Genomic DNA, 23,352 nt, shown 5'->3' with positions numbered 1-23,352 from the left:
GTCTACGCGCTGCCTGAATCGAGAGTTTATTGGAAATGACCCGCAAGAAGCCTGAAGACCTCCGTTCCGCCCGCTGGTTCGCGCCCGACGACCTGCGGTCCTTCGGCCATCGCAGCCGCATGAACCAGATGGGCTACGACGTCGCCGAGTTCGCGGGGAAGCCGGTCATCGGCATCGTGAACACCTGGTCCGACTTCGCCCAGTGCCACGCCCACTTCAAGCAGCGGGTCGAGGACGTGAAGCGCGGCGTGCTGCAGGCCGGGGGCTTCCCGGTCGAGCTGCCCGCGATCTCGGTGTCGGAATCCACCGTCAAGCCGACCTCGATGCTCTACCGCAACTTCCTCGCGATGGAGACGGAGGAGATCATCCGCTCGCAGCCGGTCGACGGCGTGGTGCTGATGGGCGGCTGCGACAAGACCACCCCGGGTCTCATCCTCGGCGCGACCTCGGCCGGCGTGCCGGCCATCTTCATGCCGGCCGGCCCGATGCTGCGCGGCAACTGGCGCGGCAAGGTCCTGGGCTCGGGCTCCGACGCCTGGAAGTACTGGGACGAACGGCGCGCGGGCAACATCGACGCCAAGGCCTGGAACGAGATGCAGGAGGGCATCGCGCGCTCCTACGGCGTGTGCATGACCATGGGCACGGCTGCGACCATGACGGGCATCACCGACGCGATCGGCATGAGCCTGCCCGGCTCGTCCTCGATCCCGGCGGCGGACTCCACCCATCTGCGCATGGCGGCGGCCTGCGGCCGGCGCATCGTGGAGATGGTGTGGGACGACCTGACACCCACCAAGATCATGACCCGGCAGGCCTTCCACAACGGCATCGTGGTCGCCATGGCCATGGGCTGCTCGACCAACGCGGTCATCCACCTCATCGCGATGGCGCGGCGCGCCGGCCACGACATCAGCCTCGACGACTTCGACGCGGCCTCGCGCAAGGTGCCGGTGATCGCCAATATCCGGCCCTCCGGCGACAAGTACCTGATGGAGGACTTCTACTACGCCGGCGGCATGCTCGGGCTGATGAGCCGGCTGCGGGAGTGGCTCGACCTCACGCAGATCAACGCCGCGGGAGAGACCTGGGAGCAGAGCCTCGCTGGCGCGCAGGTCTATGACGACGACGTCATCCGCACGCCCGAGAACGCCATCTACAAGGAAGGCGCGCTCGCCGTGCTGCGCGGCAACATCTCGCCCAACGGCTGCGTCATCAAGCCGAGCGCGGCGGCGGCGAAGTTCCAGCGCCACTCCGGCCCCGCGCTCGTCTACGACAGCTACGAGGAGATGAAGAAGAACATCGACCGGGACGACCTCGACGTCACCGAGGACACCGTGCTGATCCTGCGCAACGCGGGCCCGCTCGGCGGCCCGGGCATGCCGGAATGGGGCATGCTGCCGATCCCGAAGAAGCTGGTGAAGCAGGGCGTCCGCGACATGGTGCGCATCTCCGACGCGCGCATGTCGGGCACGTCCTACGGGGCGTGCATCCTGCACGTGTCGCCGGAGAGCTTCGTCGGCGGGCCGCTCGCTTTGGTGCGCACGGGCGACATCATCGACCTCGACATCCCCAACCGCACGCTGAACATGCGTGTCTCCGACGAGGAACTCGCGGCCCGCAAGGCGGCGTGGAAGAAGCCGGAGGTGAAGTACGAGCGCGGCTATGGCTGGATGTTCTCCCGCCACATCGCGCAGGCCGAGCATGGCTGCGACTTCGACTTCCTGCAGACCGATTTCGGCGGCCCGGTGCCCGAGCCCGCCATCAACTGACACCCGCGCCGGCCCCCGGGCCGGCGCACGCCCACCACTCTCGACGGGAAGCTCCCATGGCACTCTCACCGACCACGCGCGACAAGCTCAAGGCCGTGTCCACCGCCACTTTGTGCACGGCCCTGTTCAAGCGCGGCCTGCGCAACCAGTTCATCCAGGACGTGCATCCGCTCAACCCGAGCCTGGGCAACATGGTGGGCGAGGCGTTCACGCTGCGCTACATCCCGGCGCGCGAGGACCTGAACCCGCTCAGCGTGTTCCAGAACCGCGCCCACCCGCAGCGCAAGGCGGTGGAGGATTGCCCGCCCGGCTGCGTGATGGTGATCGACAGCCGCAAGGACGCGCGCGCCGCCTCGGCCGGCTCCATCCTGGTGTCGCGCCTGATGAAGCGCGGCGTCGCCGGCGTGGTGACGGACGGCGGCTTCCGGGACTCGCCGGAGATCGCCCAGCTCTCCATCCCCGCCTACCACCATCGCCCCTCCGCCCCGACCAACCTGACGCTGCACCAGGCGCTCGACATCAACGTGCCGATCGGCTGCGGCGACGTGGCGGTGTGGCCGGGCGACGTGATCGTCGGGGACGGCGAGGGCGTGGTCGTCATCCCGGCGCAGATGGCCGACGAGATCGCCGACGAGGCGACCGAGATGACCGCGTTCGAGGACTTCGTCACCGAGAAGGTGCTGGAGGGCCGCTCCATTCTCGGCCTCTATCCGCCGACGGACGAGCAGAGCAAGGTCGACTTCGCCGCGTGGCGAAAGGACAAGGGCCGCTGAGCCGCCGGAGCCCGGTCATCCGGGCGGACGCTCCGGGTTCGCCCTCGCACCGCCGCAAACCCTTCGACGCCCCGGCCCTCGCGGCCGGGGCGTTATCGTTTGGCCGCCGCGCCGAAGGCCGCAAGGCGGCGCCTTCGCGGGCGTCCGGCGATGATGAAGCTTGCCGTTTTCGCAACCCCGTATAGCATCCCGCGAGGTTTTCCGGCTGGGTGAAACATCCGGCTCAAATATTGGAACAAATAGATGTCGGAAGACGCACTGGCGCCGTGGGCCTGGCCTGAAACGACGTGGCGGCGTGTCGTCGGCAAGGTCCGCGCCGGGCGAAGTCTCGCGCCGGCCGCGTGGCCCGGCGGCGCGCGATGCGCGGTCGCGCTGTCGTTCGACAGCGACCACGAGACCATCGAGCTGCGCAACGGGGGCAAGTCGCTGGGGCGCATCAGCCAGGGCCAGTATGGCGGGCGGCGCGGTTCGCCCCGCATTCTCGACTGCCTGGAGCGGCACGGTGTGCCGGCGTCGTTCTTCATGCCGGCGGTCGCCGCGATGCTCAATCCCGACGAGCCGAAGCGGGTGGTGTCGTCCGGCCACGAGCTGGCGATCCACAGCTGGATCCACGAGCTGAACGGACCTCTCGGCTACGACGTCGAGCGCGATCTCACCTTGCGCGCGGCCGACGTGCTGGAGCGCCTGTCCGGCGTCCGGCCCGTCGGCATGCGCACCGCGTCGTGGGATTTCAGCCCCCACACGCTGCGCATCGTGCGCGAGATGGGCCTGCTCTACGATTCCTCGCTGATGGGCGACGACGAGCCCTACGAGCTTCTGGAGGACGACCAGCCCACCGGCGTGGTGGAGCTGCCGGTGGAGTGGATCCGCGACGACGCGGTCTATTTCAACATGGACCGGGGCGGCACGCTGCGTCCCTACACCAGCCCTGACGCGGTGCTGTCGATCTTCGCCCGGGAGCTGGACATGGCCCACGCGGAAGGCGGGCTCTTCCTGCTGACCATGCATCCCCACCATAGCGGGCATCGCTCCCGCATCTTCATTCTCGACGAGATCATCCGCATGGCGAAGGCGAAGGGCGACGTCTGGTTCGCCACCCATGCGGACGTCGCGCGATATTGCGCCGGGCAGGCGAAGCTGACGCCGCCGGCCGCGGTTTAAGAACAGGAGAGGATCCGCCCGATGTTGAAGCAAGTCGTGATGTACGCGCTGCTGGCCGCCGCGCTGGCGAGCCCCCTTCCGGCGTCGGCGCAGGGCAAGGACGCCCTCGTGGTCGACCTGCCCAACGACGCGGCGACCCTCGACCCGCACGTCCAGTGGGATACCGACAGCTACACCATCTACCGCAACATCTTCGACAACCTCGTGACGCGTGATCCGTCGGGCAAGATCGTGCCGCAGATCGCCACCGCCTGGCGCTATACCAACGACACGACGATCGAGTTCGACATCCGAAGCGGCGTCACCTTCCATGACGGCTCGCCGCTGACGCCGGCGGACGTGGCCTTCAGCATCAACCGGATCATCAACCCCGCGTTCAAGAGCCCGCAGCTCTCTCAGTTCGACCAGATCGTCTCCGCCGAGGCGCGCGGCGACAAGGTCGTCATGACGACGAAGACGCCCTATCCGGCCCTGATGGCCCAGCTCGTCAAGCTCTCCATCGTGCCGAAGGCGGTGGTGGAGAAGGTCGGCGACCAGTCGTTCAACCAAAACCCGGTCGGCAGCGGGCCGTACCGGCTGGCGGCGTGGCAGAAGGGCGTGCAGACGGCGCTGGAGGCGAACGACCGTTACTGGGGCGGCAAGCCGCCGTTCAAGTCCGTCACGTTCCGCGTCGTGCCCGACGTCGCGACCCGCGTCGCCGACCTGCGCACCGGCCGCGCCGATATCGTCCGCCAGCTCGGGCCGGACGAGGCGACCGCGCTGAAAAGCGAGAGCCAGCTGCAGGTGCTCGCCGGCCCGACGGAGCGCATCGGCTACATGTTCATCAACGCCCAGTCCGGTCCCACGGCGGACGTGCGCGTGCGCCGCGCCATCGCCCAGGCCATCGACCAGAAGGCGATCATCGAGGCCCTGCTGCAGGGCTACGGCGACCCCGTGAACATCGTGCTGACGCCCGCCAATTTCGGCTATGTCTCGGACGTGCCGGGCTACGAGTTCAACCTCGCCAAGGCCAAGGCGCTTGTGAAGGAGGCGGGGGCCGAAGGCGCCTCGCTGACCTTCCTCACCTCGCCTGCCTATGACCGCCGCGTGGTCGAGGCGCTGCAGCAGATGGTGCAGGAGATCGGGCTGAAGGTGGAGATCGTCGCGCTCGACCACCCGACCTTCCTGCGCCGCCGCCAGGGCCGCCCCGACGAGGCCGGCAGCCTGTCGCTCGGCCGCTGGTCCTGCGCCTGCCAGGACGCCGACGGCGTGATCTTCCCGCTGTTCCGCACCGGCAGCATCTGGGCCAAGTATTCGAACCCGGCCTTCGACGACGCGGTCGACAACGCGCGCAAGATCCTCGACGAGAAGCAGCGCCTCGCCTTCTACCGCAAGGCGTTCGAGATCCTGCGCGAGGACGTGCCGGGCATCGGCATCTACCAGGACTACGCCATCTACGGCGCCCGCAAGGAGCTGCAGTGGAAGCCGACGCCGAACGAAGCCTTCTTCATCATGGACATGAAGTGGGGCAAGTGACCGCCTTTTCGGCGGGCGGACAGCGCGGTTCCTGACATGGCCGGGTACGCGTTCTGGCGTCTCGTCCAGGCGGCGATCGCCGTGTTCGGCGTGATGACGATCGTCTTCGTCATCATGCGGCTGGCCGGCGACCCGACCCTGCTGCTCGTGCCCGAAGGCGCGACGCGCGAGCATATCGAGGCGCTGCGGCACGAACTCGGCTTCGACCGCCCGATCGCGGTGCAGTACGTGGCGTATCTCGCCGACGTGCTGCGCCTCGATTTCGGGCAGTCGGTGGTTCAGCGCCTGCCGGCGACCGCCATCCTGGCCAGCCGCCTGCCCTACACGCTCGAGCTGGCGCTCGGCGCGTCGGCCATCGCGCTGCTGGTCGGCATCCCGGCCGGCGTCGCCATGGCGGTGTGGCGCGGCGGCGCGCTCGAACGGCTGCTCGCCACCTTCGTGGTGACGGGCCAGAGCATGCCGACCTTCCTGTCCGGCATCCTGCTCATCCTCGTGTTCGGCGTGCTGCTGGGCTGGCTGCCCACGTCGGGCTCCGGCGGCCTGTCGTCGCTGGTGCTGCCGTCCATCGCGCTTGGCGCGCTCTCGATGGCGACCTTCGCGCGCATGGCGCGGATCGCGGTGGTGGACGAACTCTCCAAGGACTATGTCCGCGCCGCCCGCGCGCGGGGGCTGTCGCAGGGCGCGGTCGTGGTGCGCCACGTGCTGCGCAACGCCGCGGTGCCCGTGGTCACCATCGCGGCGCTGGAGTTCGGCAATCTGCTCGCCGGCGCGGTGATCGTGGAGACGGTGTTCGCCTGGCCCGGCATCGGGCAGCTCGCGATCCAGTCCATCCAGTCGCGCGACTTCGTCGTGGTGCAGGTCGTCGTGCTGTTCGTGTCGGTCATCTATGTCGCCATGAGCCTGCTGGCGGACCTCGCCTACGCATGGCTCGATCCCCGCATCAGGCTGCACGGATGACGGGCGGCGCAACCTGGAGATCGCGGCTCTCAGTACCCTGGGTCGTCGCCGTCGTGTCCGCGATCCTGCTCGCCATCGTCGTCATGGCCGTGCTCGCGCCGCTGGTCTCGCCGGCCGACCCGGCGCGGCAGACCCTCATCGCGCGGCTGCGGCCGCCCGGCTACGTCGCCAACGGCTTCGTCTACCGCTTCGGCACCGACGAGCTCGGCCGCGACCTGCTGTCGCGCGTCATCTGGGGGGCGCGCGCGTCCCTCGTCGTGGCGCTGCTCTCGGTCGCGGTGTCGCTGTCGGTCGGCGCGCTGCTGGGAATGGTCGCGGCCTGGAAGCGGGGCTGGATCGAGATCGTCGTCATGCGGCTGGTCGACATCATGCTGTCGATCCCGGCGATCCTGCTGGCCGTCCTGACCGTGGCGGTGCTCGGGCCGGGCTTCGGCAAGCTCATCATCGTGCTCGGCCTGACGCGGTGGCCGCGCTACACGCGCGTCGCCTACGCGCAGACGCTCCAGGTGGCGTCGCTGCCCTACATCAAGGCGGCGGAGCTGGGCGGCGCGGGGTCGTTGCGCATCCTGAGCCGGCACGTGCTCCCCAACATCGCCGGGCCGCTGCTCGTCGTCGCGACGGCGGAATTCGGGCTGATGATCCTGTTCGAGGCCGGGCTGTCCTTCCTCGGGCTGGGCATCCAGCCGCCGCAGCCGAGCTGGGGCTCCATCATGAGCTCCGGCCGGCAATATGTGGAGCGCGCGTGGTGGATCACGCTGTTTCCCGGCGCCTTCCTGTTCCTGCTCGTGCTGTCGGTCAACGTGCTCGGCGACTGGCTGCGCGACCGGCTCGATCCCCGTTCCCGCAATCGATGAGGCTGCCATGACCTTCCAAGACAAGACCGTCCTCGTGACCGGCGCCGCCGGCGTGTTCGGCCGGTGGATCTGCGCCGCCTTCGCCCGCGAGGGCGCGCGGCTGTGCCTCTCCGACCAGCGCATGGACGGCCTCGAGAGCCTGAAGAACGAACTGGGCCTCGACGACAGCCGGGCCCTGCTGCACGCCACGCAGCTGGCGGACGAGGCCTCCATCGTCGACCTCGCCGCCAAAGTGAAAAGCAAGTGGGGCGCGGCCGACATCGTGGTCAACAACGCCGGCATCTATCCGCACGAGGGCCTGCTGGACCTGCCGGTCGCCGAGTGGGACCGCATCTTCGACGTGAACCTGCGCGCGCCGTTCATCGTGTCGCGCGAGTTCGCCCGGCTGATGATCGCCGGCAAGCGGGCCGGCTCCATCGTCAACATCTCGTCCGGCGCGTCGCGCCAGATGCGCAACGGCTCGGTGCCCTACTGCACGTCGAAGACCGCGCTGGAGCGGCTGACCAAGGGCTTCGCGCTGGAGCTCGCGCCCTACGGCATCCGGGTCAACGCGGTCGAGCCCGGCTTCGCCCCCGGCAGCGCCGTCAGCCCGCTGTCGGACGAGTACGTGGAGAAGATGAAGAAGCGCATTCCGCTCGGGCGCACGAGCGGGCCCGGCGACACGCCGGAGGCGATCCTGTTCCTGTGCTCGGACAAGGCCAGCTTCATCACCGGAACGGTGCTGTCGGTCGACGGCGGCAATTCCATCGGCACCTACGAGCCCGGTCAGCTCGTCGGGGCGCTGGACGAGGCGCGGCGGCACTCCTGATGTCCGACGTCCTGCTCGCCGTCGAGAACCTCACCGTCGACATCGGCGGGACCGCCGTGGTCGACGGCGTCTCCTTCGCCATGCGGCGAGGCGAGGTGCTGGCGCTCGTCGGCGAATCCGGCTGCGGCAAGTCGCTCACCGCCATGGCGTTGCTGCGGCTGCTGCCGCCGGCGGCGCGGCTGGCGGCGGGGAGGGTGGTGCTGGAGGGGCAGGACCTCGCCGCCCTTCCCGAGAGGGCCATGCGGCGGCTGCGGGGCGAGGCGCTGTCGATCATCTTCCAGGAGCCCACGGCCTCGCTCGACCCGCTGGCGACGGTCGGCTCGCAGATCGTCGAGGCCTATCGCGTCCACCGGGGCGTGACCCGCGCCGAGGCCCGCCGGGCGGCGCGCGACATGCTGGACGCGGTGGGGATCCCCGACGCCGAGCGCCGGCTGGAGCAGTATCCGTTCGAACTGTCGGGCGGCATGTGCCAGCGCATCATGATCGCCATCGCCCTCGTCTGCGGGCCGTCGCTTCTGGTCGCCGACGAGCCGACGACCGCGCTGGACGTGACCATCCAGGCGCAGATCCTCGACCTGATGCGCAAGCTCGTGGCCGAGCGCGGGGCGAGCATCCTCATCATCACCCACGACATGGGGGTCGTCGCCGACATCGCCGACCGCGTGGCCGTGATGTACGCCGGGCGCGTCGTCGAGGTCGCGCCGGTCGCGGAGCTCTTCGCCTCGCCGCGCCATCCGTATACCGCACTGCTGCTGGCCAGCGTCCCGCGGCTCGACGCGACGCCGAAGGCGCAGCTCGCCACCATCGAGGGCAGGGTGCCTTCGCCCGACGAGTTCGGCGTGGGCTGCCGCTTCGCCGGCCGCTGCCCGCTGGCCGTCCAGCGGTGTCACGAGGCGCCGCCCGCGCTGGCCGATATCGGGCGCGATCACGCCGCCGCCTGCTGGCGCAGCGCCGACGTCGCGCGGCTGATGGAGCCCGCGTCATGAGCGCGCGGCCCGATCCCGTCCTCGTCGTCGACGACCTCGCGGTGCATTTCGGCGCGCGCGGAGGGCTGCTCGCGTCGAAGGCGCCGCCCGTGCGCGCCGTCGACGGCGTGTCGTTCTCCATTGCTCCGGGCGAGACGCTCGGGCTGGTGGGAGAATCAGGCTGCGGCAAGTCGACGATCTCGAATGCGGTCGTGGGGCTGGTTCGGCCCACAAGGGGCAGCATCAAGGTGCGCGGGGCCGAGGTGGTCGGCGCGGATCGCTCCGCGCTCAACGACATCCGCCGCAACGTGCAGATGATCTTCCAGGACCCCGCGCTGTCGCTCAATCCGCGCATGAGCGTCGGCGAGACGGTGGGCGAGTCCGTCTATGTGCGCGGCCTCGCCCGGGGCGGCGCGCTGCGCGAGCGGGTTGCGGCGCTGCTGACCGCCGTGGGGCTGCGGCCGGAGCATGCCGAGCGCTATCCGCACCAGTTCTCCGGCGGGCAGCGCCAGCGCATCGTCATCGCCCGCGCGCTGGCGCTCGAGCCGGCCCTCGTGGTTTGCGACGAGCCCGTCTCGGCGCTCGACGTCTCGGTGCGCGCGCAGATCCTCAACCTGCTCGTCGGCCTGCAGGAACGGCTCGGCATCGCCTATCTGTTCGTGTCGCACGACCTGGCGGTGGTGCGGCACATCTGCGACCGGGTGGCCGTGATGTATCTCGGCAAGCTGGTCGAGGTGGCGGAGCGCGAGACCCTTTTCACCGCGCCGAAGCATCCCTACACGCTGGCGCTGATGTCGGCCGTGCCGGAGGCCGATCCGGTGCGCCAGCGTTCCAAGACGCGCATCGTGCTGCAGGGCGATCTGCCGAGCCCGTCGCGGGTGCCGACCGGCTGCGCGTTCCATACGCGCTGCCCCATCGCCACCGAGCGCTGCCGGTTCGACGCCCCCGCGCTGACGCCGCGCCCCGACGGCGCGCTCGTCTCCTGCCACTACGCCTGACGCGCCGCCGTTTCCGGGAGAGGTCAACATGAACGCTTCGAACGCTCCGGCTGTGGAGACCATCGCGGTCCCCGGCCTCGCGGCCCCGGCCGAGATCGCCGTGGACGCCTGGGGCATCGCGCATATCCGCGCCGCCGGCGAGGACGACCTGTTCTTCCTGCAAGGCTTCAACGCGGCGCGCGACCGGCTGTGGCAGATCGATTTGTGGCGCAAGCGCGGTCTGGGCCTGCTGGCGGCGGATTTCGGGCCGGGCTACCTCGCCCAGGACAGGGCGGCGCGGCTGTTCCTCTACCGGGGCGACATGGCGGCGGAATGGGCGTGCTACGGCCCGCGCGCCAGGGCCGTCTGCGAGGCCTTCGTCGCCGGGATCAACGCCTTCGTCGCGCTCACCGAGCGCGAGCCCGCGCGGCTGCCGCCCGAATTCGTCGAGATGGGCACCCGGCCGCAACGCTGGCAGGCCGAGGACGTGGTCCGCATCCGCAGCCACGGCCTCACCCGCAACGCACTATCGGAGGTGCTGCGCGCCGTGGTGACGGCGCGGGCGGGGGCCGAGGTCGACCTGCTCCGCAAGGGCATCGACCCGCCCGTCGCGGCGGAGCCGGCGGACGGCATCGACCTTGCGGCGTTCACGCCCGAGATGCTGGACGTGTTCCGCCTGGCGACGGCGACGGTGACGTTCAGCCGCGACAGGCTGGCGGCGACCCTGGACCAGGCCTGGGCGTGGACCAAGGTCAACGACCTCGGCGACGTCATCCGCGACGCCGAGTTCCACGGCTCGAACAACTGGGCCGTCCACGGCGACCTCACGGACACCGGCCGCCCGATCCTCGCCAGCGATCCGCACCGCTCGCACGCCATCCCCTCGCTACGCTACATCGTGCACCTCACCGCGCCGGGGCTCGACCTGATCGGGGCGGGAGAGCCGAGCGCCCCGGGCATCTCGCTGGGGCACAACGGGACGGCGGCCTTCGGCATCACGATCTTCGGCGCGGACCAGGAAGACGTGATGGTCTACGAGACGCAGGGCGATGCCTACCGCTACGGCGACGGCTTCGAGCCCATGCGGGTGCTGACCGAGACGTTCGAGGTCAAGGGGTGCGAACGCCAGGAGCTGGCGCTGAAGTTCACGCGCCACGGCCCGGTGATCCACGAGGACTCCGCGCGCGGCCTCGCGCTCGCGCTTCGCTCGGTGTGGTGGGAGCCGGGCTCCGCCGCCTACATGGCGAGCCTCGCCTCGATGCGCGCCACGAGCTTCGCCGAGTTCCGCGCGGCGATGCGCAGCTGGGGCGCGCCGTCGACCAACCACGTCTACGCCGACGTGAAGGGCCACATCGCTTGGACGCCGGCGGGCTACGCGCCGATCAGGCCCAACTGGACCGGATTGCTTCCCGTGCCCGGCGACGGCCGCTTCGAGTGGGCCGGCTTTCTCGACCAGTCCGAAATGCCCGAGTTGGTCGACCCGCCTCAGGGCTTCGTCGCGACGGCGAACGAGATGAACCTGCCGCCGGACTGGGACCACGATGCGCGGCGCATCGGCCACGAATGGGTCGACGGCTCGCGCGCGGGCCGCATCCGCGAGGCGCTGGGAGAGACGCGCCCGCACGACCTGGCGGAGTCGCGGGCGCTGCAGACAGACGCCGTCTCCCTGCCCGCGCGGCGCATCCTCGCGGCGGTCTCGGGACACGACCTCGGCCCCGCCCGCGCCGTGTTCGCGGGATGGGATTGCCGCCTCGACGCGGACAGCGCGCCCGCCGCTCTGTTCGAGCTGTGGTGGACCAAGCACCTCAAGCCGGCGCTGCTTGAGACGGCCTGCCCCGATCCCAACACGCGCAAGCTGCTGCTGCCCGGCGACGTCGACACGCTGGTCCCGCTTGTCGAACGGCCGGGCCTCCTGCCGGATCGCGACGGCCTCGTGCGCCGGACCATCGCCGCCGCCTACGACGACGCGGCGGCGCGGCTCGGGCCCGATCCCTCGGCCTGGCGCTGGGGCGACCTGCACCACGGCTATTTCGAGCACGCGCTGTCGCCGGTCCGCTCCGACCGCGCATTCGATGTGGGTCCCCTGCCGAAGGGCGGCAGCGCCTCGACGCCGATGCACGCGGGCTATCGCCCGAGCGACTTCCGCGTCATCGCGGGCGCGTCGGTGCGCCTCGTGATGGATGTCGGGGACTGGGACCGCAGCGTCTGCATCAATGCGCCCGGCCAGTCCGGCGATCCGCGCTCGCCCCACTACGGCGACCTCGCGGAATTGTGGGCGCGCGGCGACTACGTTCCGCTGTCCTATTCGGCGCAGGCAGTCCAGGCGGTGACGAAGACCCTCATCCGGGTCTTTCCCGGCTGAGCCGTTAGGGGCGGTGCGCGCCGGCGGAGGGGCTGCCCCGGAGCCCGAAAAATCGCGCGGGACGCATGCGTCGGCGCACGATTGCCAAGGCGCGTCGGGTGGACCTAGGATCGTGCAGCGTCGCCCCATCGGGCGGACGACGCCAAGGCGACAGGCCGCCGCCATTCGCGCTCCGCGCGACCGAGACGACGAGCCGCAACGGGAGAGAAACGATGATCAAGGACGTGACGCCGCAGTCGCGGCGCGACTTCATTCGCGTGGCGACAGCCTCGGCCGGCGGCGCGGCCGCTCTTCTCGGCGGCTTCGGCATCAACCCGGTCCTGGCGGCCGAAATCGCGGCCGCCGGCCGCTCGGAAAAGCCCCTCAAGGCCGCCTTCTCGAACGCCGGACTGCAGGCGACGTGGTGCGCCCAGGGCAAGCAGGCCGCGGAATACTGGGGCAAGCTGTTCAATGTCGAGGTGACGTGGTTCGACGGCCAGCTCGACGCGGTGAAGCAGCGCGCCGCCATCGACAACATGGCGTCCCAGAAGTGGGACTTCGTGGCCATCCAGGCCTTCGGAATCGGCACGCTGACGCAGCCGGTCCAGAAGATGATCGACGCCGGCATCCCGGTGATCGACATGGATACGCTGATCGCGCCGCTGGACAAGATCAACGTCCACGCCTTCCTCGCCCCGGACAACGAGTTCATGGGCGCGGCGGTGACGCAGGCGCTGGTCGCCCAGCTCGGCGGCAAGGGCAAGATCATCATGACGCAGGGCGCGCTCGGCCACACCGGGGCGCAGGGCCGCGCGCGCGGCTTCGAGTCGGTGATCAAGGCCAACCCCGGCATGGAGGTGCTCGACACCCAGCCGGCGGACTGGGACGTCACCAAGGCCTCGCGCCTGTGGGAGACCTACCTGACGAAGTACCCGCAGATCGACGCGGCGTTCTTCCACAACGACGACATGGCGCTGGCCGCGGCCAACATCATGAAGGCCCGCAACCGGACCAACATCCTGATCGGCGGCGTCGACGCCATGCCGCCGGCGATCTCGGCGGTGTCCGAGGGCCGCATGTTCGCGACCGTGCGCAACCCGTCCTGCCGCATCCATGGCGGCGCGATCATCGCCGGCGTGGCGGCGGTGGTGTCGGGCGAGAAGACCGGCGCCGGCATCCCGAAGAACATCGTCACGGACGGCCCCGTGGTCACCAAGGCGAACGCCGCCGGCATGCAGTGGATGCAGGATCATTTCCTGATCTGAGCATCGCCGTCCGGCCCGGCCGGACGACGCAGACGACCGGCGGGGCGCACCCCGCCGGTTCCTCCAGCCGGAGCCGCCAATGGCCACCGCCGACGCGCCGCCTCTGCTCGAACTCACCGGGATCTCGAAATCCTTCGGGGGCGTCGCCGCGCTGCGCGACGTCGACTTCACGCTGCGGGCGGGAGAGATCCACGGCCTCGTCGGCGAGAACGGGGCCGGCAAGTCGACCCTGATGAAGATCATCGCCGGCGTGCATTCCGACTTCGACGGGCGCATGGCCATCGACGGAAGCGAGGTCCGGTTCCGCTCGGCCCGCGATGCGCTCGCCGCCGGCATCGGCATGGTCCACCAGGAGCTGTCCATCGTTCCCGACCTCAGCGTGGCGGAGAACGTCTATCTCGGCCATCAGCCGGTGAACCGCGCCGGCCTGATCGACTGGCCCGCGATGATGGAGGGCGCCCGCGCGCAGTTGAAGAGTCTGGGCATCGACGTCGATCCAGGCGAGCGGATCGGGTCGCTGCCCATCGGCCTGCAGCAGCTCATCGAGCTCGCCCGCGTGCTGTTCTCCGGGGCGCGGATCGTGATCCTCGACGAGCCGACCTCGGCGCTGTCTCCGCCCGAGGTGCAGATACTGTTCGAGGTGCTGCGCCGGCTGCGCGCCAGCGGGCGCGGCATCATCTTCATCTCCCACTTCCTCGACGACATCCTGTCGATCTCGGACACGGTCACCATCTTCCGCAACGGGCGGCGCGTGGTGACGCACGCCACGCAGGGCATCGACAAGGGCTGGGTCATCGAGCGCATGATCGGCGGCGGCCACGAGGAACTCGAGGAGAGCTATGTCGGCGCCATTTCGCTTCACTCGCGTCCGGACGCGCCGGTCGTGCTCTCCGCGCGCGGGCTGACGCTCGGCCGCGCCTTCGCCGACGTGTCGCTCGACGTTCGCGCCGGGGAGGTGCTGGGCATCTACGGCTTCATGGGCTGCGGCCAGCTCGAGCTGGCTCGCGCCTTGTTCGGAAAGGTCCACGCCTCGTCCGGCACGCTCGCCATCGGCGGCGAGACGCGCCGGCTCGCCAACACCACCGACGCCAAGCGTCGTGGCATCGCCTTCGTGCCGGAGAGCCGGCGCGCCATGCTGTTCCATCACGAGCCCGTCTTCAAGAACGTCTCCATCGCCGTGCTGGACCGCATCTCGCGGCTGTTCGTCCGGCCGGCGGAGGAGCGCGCCATCGCCAAGGGCCATGTCGACAGCCTGAACATCCGCCCCGGCAGCGTCGACATCCCGCTCGGCTCGCTGTCCGGCGGCAACCAGCAGAAAGTGGCGCTCGCCAAGTGGCTCACCCACCCGCCCAAGGTGCTCGTGCTCAGCGAGCCGACGCGCGGCATGGACGTCGGCGCCAAGGACGACGTCGTCCAGATCGTCCGCGCGCTGCGCGACCGGGGCATGGGCGTGGTGGTGGTGTCGACGGAACCCGAGACCGTGCTGTCGCTCGCCGACCGCATCCTCGTGATGAAGAAGGGACGGATCGTTCGCGAGTTCGCGAGCGAGACCATCAGCAAGGACCGGCTGCTCGAGGCGGCCTGACAGACCCACCGCCAAAGGACGCCGGCCCGAATTATTCAGCGCGAGGACTTCCGCCCTATGACATCTCCCGCCACCGAGTCCGGATCCGCGCGCCGACCCTCCGCCATGGGCAGGGTGTTGCGTAACCAGATGCGCAACATCGCCCCCTTCGCCACCCTCATCGTGCTGCTGGTGTTCTTCGCCGTCGCGAGCCCGTCCTTCGCCTCGCTCGACAACGCCTCGAACATCCTCACGCAGATCTCGGTCACCGGCATCATCGCGGTGGGTCTGACCTTCGTGATCCTGTGCGCCGAGATCGACCTCTCGGTGGCGGCCATCGCCAACGCGACGGGCATCCTGGTGGCCTACCTCACGCTGCAGGAGAGCTACGTCAACATCCCGAACGTGCCGCTGCCGGGCTGGGCGGCGATCCTGGTGTCGCTGATCGCCTGCGCCGCGCTCGGCGTCGTCAACGCCTTCGGCGTGACGCGCATCGGCATCCCGTCCTTCATCATGACGCTGGCGATGATGCAGATCGGGGCCGGCATCTGCGCGCTGCTCGTGCGCGGCCAGATCGCCTACGCCGTGCCGGACCTCGTGACGACGCTCGGCTCCGGGAGCATCGGCGGCGTTCCCTGGCTGGTGATCGTGCTCGCCGTGTTCCTGCTCGCGGGGCACCTGGTGCTGACCTACACGCGCTTCGGCCGCTACGTCTTCATGGTCGGCGGCAACCGCGAGGCGGCGGAATATTCCGGCGTCAACGTGAAGCTGATCATCGGCAGTGTCATGGTGATCTCGGCCGTGTGCTCCGGCGTCGCCGGCATGCTGGGAGTCGCCCACTTCGGCAGCGCCCAGCAGAACGAGTTCGACAGCTACCTGCTCGACGCCATCGCTGCCGTCGTGGTTGGCGGCACCAGCCTGTTCGGCGGACGCGGCGGCATCGGCAACACCATCGTCGGCCTGTGCGTGCTGGGCGTGCTCAACAACGGGCTCGACCACATCCAGATCGACAGCTTCCTGAAAATCCTCATCCGCGGGTTGATCCTGCTCGCGGCGCTGGTGATCAACGTCTACGCTCAACGCCTCCGCGAGGAGACGGCCGCCGGCTAGCGGCGTCGTCTTTCCACCGAGACGGGCATGTGAACGGTCTGAGCGAAGCGGAGGCCGCGCGCCGGCTGCGGCGGGACGGCTTCAACGAACTCCCCCGCGGAGGCGCGCGCACGACGCTGCGGATCGCGGCCGATGTGCTGCGCGAGCCGATGCTGGCCCTGCTGTTCTGCGGGGCCGCGGCGTATCTGCTGCTTGGCGATCTCGGCGAGGCCGTCCTGATGGCGGCGCTCGCGGTCGTCTCCGTCGGCATCACCGTTGTTCAGGAGGCGCGCACCGAGCGGGTGCTGGAGGCGCTGCGCGACCTCACCAGCCCTCGCGCCCTCGTGGTGCGCGACGGCGTGAGGACGCGGATCGCGGGTCGCGAGGTGGCGCGTGGGGACGTGCTCGTGCTCACGGAGGGCGACCGCGTGGCGGCGGACGCTGTCCTCATCGAAGCGCGCGACCTCGCCGTCGACGAGTCTCTGCTCACGGGCGAATCCGTGCCGGTCGACAAGGAGGGCCCGGCCCCTGGGGCCGTCGCCGGGTCCGGCGGCGGAAGGGCGGCGTCCGTGTTCGCCGGAACGCTCGTCACGCGCGGTTCGGGGGTAGCCGAGGTCACGGCCACGGGGCCGCGTACCGAGATCGGCAAGATCGGCCAGTCCCTCGCGACGATCGGGACGGAGTCGCCCCGGCTGACGGCACAGACCCGGCGCGTGGTGACCGCGTTCGCCGTTCTCGGCGCGGGCGTCGCCGTGTCCGTGGTGCTGCTGTCGGCGGCGTTCAGGGGCGGCTGGCTCGATGCGATCCTCGCCGGCATCGCGGTCGCGATGGCCATGATGCCGGAGGAGTTTCCGGTGGTCATCGCCGTGTTTCTGGCCATGGGCGCATGGCGCATCTCGCAGGCCAGGGTGCTGACGCGGCGCGCGGCCGCCATCGAGACGCTGGGCTCGGCCACGGTGCTGTGCACCGACAAGACCGGCACGCTCACCGAGAACCGGATGCGCGTCGCGGAACTGCGTCTGGCGGACGGGATCGGCCGGGAGCCGCCCACCGGGGATGAGGCGAGCGACGCGCGGCTCGGTGAACTGGTGCGCACGGGGGCGCTGGCGAGCGCGCCGGAGCCGAGCGATCCGATGGAGAGGGCTATCCATGACGCCGCCGGACCGCCGCGCGATCCTGCGCCGAGGCTGGTGAAGTCCTATCCGCTGCGCCCCGACCTTCTCGCCATGACCCAGGCCTGGAGGCTGGCCGAGGATCGGCCTGTGCTGCTGGCCGCGAAGGGAGCGCCGGAGGCGATCTTCGGGCTGTGTCTCCTCGACGCCCATGCGCTCTCCACGCTGTCCGAAGCGGTCGAAGACATGGGGGCGCGCGGCCTGCGCGTCCTCGCGGTCGCGCGCGCCACATGCGCGGACGGCGACCTTCCGGACAGCCAGGACGCGGTCGGCTTCGCCTTGCTGGGGCTCGTCGGCCTCGCCGATCCGCTGCGTCCGAGCGTGCCGGCGGCCGTGCGGGAATGCCGGGCGGCGGGCATCCGAGTCGTGATGATTACCGGCGACTATCCCGCCACGGCCCGGGCGATCGCGGGGCAGGCGGGCATCCCCGCCGCCGCGATCGTAACGGGAGACGAGCTTGAAACGCTCAGCGACGCCGACCTCGCGGCGCGGCTGCGCGAGGCGACGATATTCGCCCGCATCATGCCGCGGCAGAAGTTGCGCATCGTCGAGGCGCTGAAGGCGTCGGGCGAAGTCGTCGCGATGACCGGCGATGGCGTCAACGACGCGCCGTCGCTGAAGGCGGCGCATATCGGGATCGCCATGGGCGGGCGCGGCTCCGACGTCGCCCGGGAGGCGTCGTCCATTGTCCTTCTGGACGACGACTTCAGCTCCATCGCGAAAGCGGTCCGGCTCGGACGCCGCATCTACGATAATTTGCGCAAGGCCATGGCCTTCATCGTGGCGATCCACATTCCCATCGCCGGCCTCGCCTTGCTGCCTTTGCTCGCCGGGCTGCCGGTTATACTCGGCCCCGTTCACATCGCCATGCTGGAGATGGTGATCGACCCGGTCTGCACGCTGGTTTTCGAGGCCGAGGAGGAAGAGGATGGAATCATGCGGCGGCCGCCAAGGCCGCCCGACGCGCCGCTGTTCTCGTCGGGGCTTGTCGCGTGGGGCGGCCTTCAGGGCGTCGCCGCCCTCGGGCTGGTCGCGACGATGCTGTTCGGGGGCGCCCGGGCCGACATGGCGGTCGACGAACTGCGGGCTTTCGTGTTCTGCACGCTCATGGCGGCGGTGCTCGGGCTCGTCGTCGTCAACCGCTCCTTTTCACCTTCGCTCGCGATCGTAACCAGGATCAATCGCCCGCTTGTCGGCGTGGTGACCGCGCTCTTCGGCTTCCTGGCGCTCGGACTGTGGTGGCAGCCCGCGCGCGAACTGCTGAAGTTCGGCCCGCTTCACGTCGCCGACCTGGCGATGATCGTCGCCGGCGCCGCAACCCTCGTCGTCGTCCTCGAACTGGTGAAGGCGCTGGCGCGCGCCCGGTCCCTCTCGCCCTGACGCCGCCGTTCCGCGCCCCGGCGTCAGCGGTCGCCGGAGGCGCGTGCGAGGAGGAGCGGTCCGCCGGTCCGCTCCGGGACGAGCAGGAAATCCAGCTCGGCGCGTTCGGCCTCCGTCAGGGCCTCCGGCGCGCGCGTGCAGAAGCCGGCGCGGAAGCCGGCGTCGCGCCCGCGCAGCAGGAACTCCAACTCGCGCTGTGGGGTGAAGTCGAGCGCGCGATGGTTCGCCGCGGCGGAGCCGTCGAAGAACGACACGGTCGGCAGGTTGACGAGGCCGCGTACGCCCTTGGCCGCGAGCCGGGCCAGCATCCTGTCTGCCGCCCGAAGCCTGTCCTGAGCGTAGATGCCGAAATAGAGACGCTCGGCGAAGGCGGCCGGCGGACCCGGCCACGCGTCGTCGTCGATCCAGGCGTTGGCGTCGTGGATCGGCAGGACAGCGAGCCACGGGCCCGAGGGGAGGGTGAGCCCCGCCATCCAGGGACAGACCAGCACGGGGCCGTCCGGCGGCGGCTCGGTCGCCTCCGGGATGTGATCGAAGATTGGCGCCGCTCGTCCCGCCCAATCGCTCATGCTGCCTCCCAGGCCTCCAGACTAATCGGTCGACGGTCGTGCTCAATTCGCCACCGTCGAGTTTGCCGCGCGCGCTTCCCCTCATTACCCTGTATTACTCAATGCCGCATGCGACCGAGGTTTCGGCGCGGCCCGCGATTGCGCAGCCTGCGCCCGACATCGCCGAAGGCGAGCGAACACGACGGGAGGACGCCGGTTGCCGGTCATCAGGAGCCATGACGCGCCGCCATCATGGTGCGAGCTCGAAGACTTCGAAATTATCGACCTCGGCGGAGGTTCCGCGACGCGCCGCCGCGACGCCGCGCGCGAACGCGTGATGGGCACGGCGGGCACGACGCGCCTCGTCCACGGGGGCGGGTCGATGGTCCTCAAGGAAGGCCAGTTTCTCGATATCGAGCTGCTGCCCTCTCCCGACTATCGGCTCGAGGCCTGCACGCCCGACGCGCAGGTGGTCCGCCTGAGCGGCCACTGGGGCGACGACCTCGCCGGCTGCGGCATCTTCCGCGTCAAGGACGAGGCCGATCCCGCCGACAAGGGCGACCCGGTGCCCTATCGCAAGACGACGCGCATCGACTCGCACTACCACGACTGCGACGAGTACTGGATCCTGCTCGAGGGCAGGGCGACCGTCGTCGTCGGCGACCAGCACATGGAGATGGGGCCGGGGGACTGCGTCACCATCGGCATGGGCCACCATCACGACATGGCGCATGCGCCCTTGCCGGTGAAGGCGGTGTTCTTCGAGACCACGCTGGAGGGGCGCAAGCGCATCGGCCACCTCTGGAACCACACGCACGGGCCGGCGACGCCCCATCCTGAAAGGGTCTGAGATGACCAAGAAAGTGATCCATGTCGGCGTCGGCACGTTCGGCCGCCGCTGGTGCACGGAGTTCCTCGCCGCCAATGTCGCGGACCGGACCATCGAGGTCGTCGCCCTGGTCGACGTCGACCCGAAGGCCCTCGAATTCGGGCGCAACGCGCTGAAGCTGCCCGCGGACGCCTGCTACACGGACCCGCGCAAGGCTTTCGCCGCGCACAAGGCCGATTTCTGCACCATCGTGGTGCCGCCCGGCTTCCACGAGGCCATCGTCGACGTCGCCATCGAGTTCGGCGTCGACATCCTGTGCGAGAAGCCGATCGCCGACACGATGGAGGCCTCGGCCCGCATCGTCCGCAAGGTCCGCGACGCCGGCCGCAAGATGGCCGTGACGATGAGCCACCGGTTCGACCAGGACAAGACGACGCTGCGCCAGATCATCCGGTCCGGCCAGCTCGGCCGGGTGAACACGGTGAGCTGCCGCTACGCCGCCGATTTGCGCGAGCACATGGCCTGGGGGGCGCTGTTCCGCCACACCATGCAGGACCCGCTGATGATCGAGGGCGCGGTGCACCACCTCGACCTCGTCGCGGACTTCGCCGGCGCGCAGTGCAAGACGCTGACCGCCTCCACCTGGAAGCCCGAGTGGGCGAAGTACGCCGGCGACACGGACGGCATCGTCATGATGACGTTCCTGAACGGCGCGCGCGGAGTCTACGAGGGCTCGTCCAGCTCGGCGGTGGGCCTGAACGACTGGACCAAGGAATATGTCCGCGTCGACTGCGAGTTCGGGTCGGCCATCCTGAACAACCGCGAGATCGAGATCTTCTCGCGCAGCGACCTCGTGCGCCAGCGCTGCCGCGAGGGGCAGGGCCAGAAGATCCAGCTGATCACCCAGCCGAAATGGCTGAACACGTGGCTGATCGAGAAGTTTTGCAAGTGGCTCGACGGCGGACCCGAGATGGAAACCAACGTCGAAGCCAATCTCCATGCCGCCGCCCTGATCTTCGCCGGCATCGAGAGCGCGCGCAAAGGCCAGACCATTGACGTCCAGGAGTATATCCGGTCCTTCGGCTGAAGCGGCCGCCGCCGCCCGCGAGACCGGGCGGGCGGGCGGCGTCTCGGCCGCGCTGTTTGAGCAGGAAGAGGCGATCCGCGCCGGATCGTCCTTCCTCGTCGGCGCGGCGATCGGCACCGGAATGGCCGCGCAGTCGGCCATCCGCGGCGGAGCGGATTTCCTGATCGCGCTCAGCGCCGGGCGCATGCGCAACATGGGCGAGCCGTCCATCGCCGCCATGCTGCCGATGCGCGAGAGCAACGAGTTCGTGATGAGCTTCGCCTGCGCGGAGATCCTGCCCCGCGCCTCCGTGCCGGTCTATTTCGGCGCGTCGTGCTTCGACCCTCGCCTCGACCTCGACCGGCTGCTGTCGCGGGTCGCCGACGCCGGATTCCGAGGCGTCGCGAATTTTCCGAGCGCAGTCCTGATCGATGGGGAATTCCGCGCCTTTATCGAGGCGGAAGATGTGGGTTTCGGACGCGAGCTCGACCTTCTTCGAAAGGCGCGCGAGCGGGGGCTGGCGACGCTCGCCTATATCCACACGCGGGAAGAGGCCGTCGCCGCCGCGCAATGCGGCGTCGACCTCATCAACATCGACCTGGGCTGGAACATGGGCGGCGTCCTCGGCGCCGCCTCGGGAGTCCGCATCGAGGAGGCCGCCCTGTCGGTCGCCGCCATCGCGCGGCTGGTCCAGACGACCTCCCCGCGCACGCGCTGCGTGGTCGAGGGCGGTCCCATCGTCAGTCCGCGCCAGCTGGAGGAGCTCTGCATGGTCGCCCAGGTGGACGGCTATGTCGGCGGCTCCACCATCGACCGGGTGCCGTCGGAAAGCGCCATCGAAGTCGTCACCGCCGCCTTCAAGGCGATCGGGTCGCTTCGCCAGCGCATCGACGGCATGGAGCGGCGGATCGACCGGCGCTCGTTCCCGCGCTGCCTGTGGGGACATTCCCCGGCCATCGAGGACGCCCGCGCGCTGTTCGGCAAGCTGGTGACGACGGACCATCCGGTGCTCGTGCTCGGCGAGGACGGAACCGGCCGGCGCGAGGTCGCGCGGGCCATCCACGCCTTCAGCGCCCGCAAGGGCCGGGACGTCATCACCGTCAATTGCGCCGACCCGCCCGGCGAGCGGCTGGCGCTCGACCTGCTGGGCTGCATGGCCGGCGCGCATCCCTCGGTCGGGCGGACCCGCATGGGCTGGCTCGAACTCGCGCGCGGATCGTCGCTGATCCTCGACCATGTCGAAGACATGTCGGTCGCGGTGCAGCGCGCGCTGATGCAGGCGGTGGAGGCCGGACAGTACTGGCGCGTCGGCGGCGAGACGCCCCTGCCGCTGGACGTGCGGATCATCGCCATCGCCCGCAGGCCGCTGCGCGATCTTCCCCCGGAGGCGATGGACCCGCGCTTCGCCGAATGGCTCGGCCGCTTCTCGATCCTCATGCCGCCGCTTCGTGACCGCGCCGACGACCTTCCGGCGCTGATCGACGAGACGCTCGGCCTCATCGAGGCGCGCGCCGGCGGGGCCCGCAAGTCGCTGGAACCCACCGCCTTCCGCGCGCTCGCCGCCTATCACTGGCCGAGGAACCTGCGCGAGCTTCACGCCACGCTGGAGCGCGCCGCGCTCGCCTGCTCGGGCGACGTCATCGGCCCGCAGCATCTGCCGCCGCTGGAGGCTGCCCGACGGCCGGACGCGCCGGTCCTGGCTCCGTCCGGCTCGGAGAAGGAGTGGATCCTCGACGCGCTGAAGCACAACCGCTTTCGCCGAGGCCGCACGGCCGACTATCTCGGCATGTCCCGCAAGACGCTCTACAACAAGATGCGCGCGCACGGCCTGCTGAAGCCTGGCGGGCGGCGGTCCGCTTCCGCCGGCGTCAAAGACGCGCCTTGACCGCCTTTTCGAGCGCCAGGATGCCGGCGGCGAACGTGTCGCGGCCTACTTGCTGGCGAATGCGCGCCTCGTCTTCCGGCGCGACGTCGAATTCGGCCATCCACTCCACGAACGTCTTGCCGCCCTCCGTCACCGGCTTCACGCCGAAGGTTGCGATGTAGTTTTGGATCGGCATGGGCGAGACGATGATGTTGTAGGTGAACCGCCGGTCGAGATCGCTGAACGACAGCAGCCGCTCGCGCAGCTTGCCGCCATTGCTCAGCGTGAAGTTGCGCACGCAGCCGACCTTGTCGCTGGGCAGCCCCTCCTCCACGTGGCTCTCGGCGATCAGCGGGTGCCATTCGCCGTGGCCGTTGAAGTCGCGCGCATAGGCCCACACCGCATCGACCGGGGCGTCGATGATGCCGCTGACGTAAACCTTCGCCATGTCCGTC

Annotated in this window: 19 protein-coding genes; 17 read left to right on the top strand and 2 right to left on the bottom strand. The window is 69.9% G+C overall.

Translation table 11 applies throughout. From position 1 onward, the window contains the following. Positions 1–35 precede the first annotated feature (35 nt). From araD to NK718_RS14190, 14 genes are all read left to right on the top strand, one after another. Positions 36–1,769 carry an L-arabinonate dehydratase gene (araD, locus tag NK718_RS14255; protein ID WP_254743574.1) on the top strand — a complete coding sequence of 578 codons (1,734 nt, stop codon included), beginning with the start codon at positions 36–38 and terminating at the stop codon, positions 1,767–1,769. 56 nt (positions 1,770–1,825) lie between these two features. Beyond that, a complete protein-coding gene (locus NK718_RS14250) occupies positions 1,826–2,542 on the top strand; it encodes a ribonuclease activity regulator RraA (RefSeq protein WP_254743572.1) in 717 nt (238 codons plus the stop codon). A 243-nt stretch (positions 2,543–2,785) separates the two neighbouring features. Then, positions 2,786–3,703: a polysaccharide deacetylase family protein gene (locus tag NK718_RS14245; RefSeq protein ID WP_254743570.1), complete on the top strand. Its 918-nt coding sequence runs from the start codon at positions 2,786–2,788 to the stop codon at positions 3,701–3,703. Between the two features lie 21 nt (positions 3,704–3,724). Continuing rightward, positions 3,725–5,218, top strand: a complete 1,494-nt coding sequence (locus NK718_RS14240; protein ID WP_254743568.1) for an ABC transporter substrate-binding protein — start codon at positions 3,725–3,727, stop codon at positions 5,216–5,218. Positions 5,219–5,254: 36 nt separating this feature from the next. Then, the gene (locus NK718_RS14235) at positions 5,255–6,175 is read left to right on the top strand and encodes an ABC transporter permease (protein WP_254743566.1); all 921 of its coding nucleotides are present in this window, start codon (positions 5,255–5,257) and stop codon (positions 6,173–6,175) included. Next, positions 6,172–7,029 (top strand): ABC transporter permease, encoded by an 858-nt coding sequence (locus NK718_RS14230; protein ID WP_254743564.1) that lies wholly within the window; start codon positions 6,172–6,174, stop codon positions 7,027–7,029. Before NK718_RS14235 ends, NK718_RS14230 begins: the two co-directional genes overlap by 4 nt. A 7-nt stretch (positions 7,030–7,036) precedes the next feature. Further along, positions 7,037–7,837, top strand: a complete 801-nt coding sequence (locus NK718_RS14225; RefSeq protein ID WP_254743562.1) for an SDR family NAD(P)-dependent oxidoreductase — start codon at positions 7,037–7,039, stop codon at positions 7,835–7,837. After that, positions 7,837–8,823, top strand: a complete 987-nt coding sequence (locus NK718_RS14220) for an ABC transporter ATP-binding protein (protein WP_254743560.1) — start codon at positions 7,837–7,839, stop codon at positions 8,821–8,823. Before NK718_RS14225 ends, NK718_RS14220 begins: the two co-directional genes overlap by 1 nt. Continuing rightward, the gene (locus NK718_RS14215) at positions 8,820–9,800 is read left to right on the top strand and encodes an ABC transporter ATP-binding protein (protein ID WP_254743558.1); all 981 of its coding nucleotides are present in this window, start codon (positions 8,820–8,822) and stop codon (positions 9,798–9,800) included. The genes NK718_RS14220 and NK718_RS14215 overlap by 4 nt, the downstream gene beginning before the upstream one ends. 28 nt (positions 9,801–9,828) lie before the next feature. After that, positions 9,829–12,141 (top strand): penicillin acylase family protein, encoded by a 2,313-nt coding sequence (locus tag NK718_RS14210; protein ID WP_254743556.1) that lies wholly within the window; start codon positions 9,829–9,831, stop codon positions 12,139–12,141. Between the two features lie 212 nt (positions 12,142–12,353). Further along, positions 12,354–13,385 (top strand): sugar ABC transporter substrate-binding protein, encoded by a 1,032-nt coding sequence (locus NK718_RS14205; RefSeq protein ID WP_254743554.1) that lies wholly within the window; start codon positions 12,354–12,356, stop codon positions 13,383–13,385. Positions 13,386–13,464: 79 nt separating this feature from the next. Continuing rightward, the gene (locus NK718_RS14200) at positions 13,465–14,970 is read left to right on the top strand and encodes a sugar ABC transporter ATP-binding protein (protein ID WP_254743552.1); all 1,506 of its coding nucleotides are present in this window, start codon (positions 13,465–13,467) and stop codon (positions 14,968–14,970) included. A 105-nt stretch (positions 14,971–15,075) separates the two neighbouring features. Beyond that, positions 15,076–16,059: an ABC transporter permease gene (locus tag NK718_RS14195; RefSeq protein WP_254743521.1), complete on the top strand. Its 984-nt coding sequence runs from the start codon at positions 15,076–15,078 to the stop codon at positions 16,057–16,059. Between the two features lie 29 nt (positions 16,060–16,088). Next, positions 16,089–18,590: a cation-translocating P-type ATPase gene (locus tag NK718_RS14190; protein WP_254743519.1), complete on the top strand. Its 2,502-nt coding sequence runs from the start codon at positions 16,089–16,091 to the stop codon at positions 18,588–18,590. A 23-nt stretch (positions 18,591–18,613) separates the two neighbouring features. Here NK718_RS14190 and NK718_RS14185 read toward each other — a convergent pair whose 3' ends face one another. After that, a complete protein-coding gene (locus tag NK718_RS14185) occupies positions 18,614–19,159 on the bottom strand; it encodes a phosphoenolpyruvate hydrolase family protein (RefSeq protein WP_254743517.1) in 546 nt (181 codons plus the stop codon). Between the two features lie 196 nt (positions 19,160–19,355). Here NK718_RS14185 and NK718_RS14180 point away from each other — a divergent pair, with 196 nt between their 5' ends. The 3 genes from NK718_RS14180 to NK718_RS14170 are packed head-to-tail and all read left to right on the top strand — an operon-like array spanning position 19,356 to position 22,918. After that, a complete protein-coding gene (locus tag NK718_RS14180; protein ID WP_254743515.1) occupies positions 19,356–19,988 on the top strand; it encodes a cupin domain-containing protein in 633 nt (210 codons plus the stop codon). Between the two features lies 1 nt (position 19,989). Next, on the top strand, positions 19,990–21,054 hold the full coding sequence (locus tag NK718_RS14175; RefSeq protein ID WP_254743513.1) for a Gfo/Idh/MocA family protein: 1,065 nt from the start codon (positions 19,990–19,992) through the stop codon (positions 21,052–21,054). Further along, positions 21,020–22,918, top strand: a complete 1,899-nt coding sequence (locus tag NK718_RS14170) for a phosphoenolpyruvate hydrolase family protein (RefSeq protein WP_254743511.1) — start codon at positions 21,020–21,022, stop codon at positions 22,916–22,918. Before NK718_RS14175 ends, NK718_RS14170 begins: the two co-directional genes overlap by 35 nt. Here NK718_RS14170 and NK718_RS14165 read toward each other — a convergent pair. After that, the gene (locus NK718_RS14165; protein ID WP_254743509.1) at positions 22,902–23,345 is read right to left on the bottom strand and encodes an SRPBCC family protein; all 444 of its coding nucleotides are present in this window, start codon (positions 23,343–23,345) and stop codon (positions 22,902–22,904) included. The genes NK718_RS14170 and NK718_RS14165 overlap by 17 nt on opposite strands. Positions 23,346–23,352 lie beyond the last annotated feature (7 nt).

Origin of the sequence: Alsobacter ponti (genome assembly GCF_024294805.1) — a bacterium.
Lineage (GTDB): Bacteria > Pseudomonadota > Alphaproteobacteria > Rhizobiales > Beijerinckiaceae > Alsobacter > Alsobacter ponti.
This window is presented reverse-complemented; position numbering and strand designations above follow the sequence as displayed.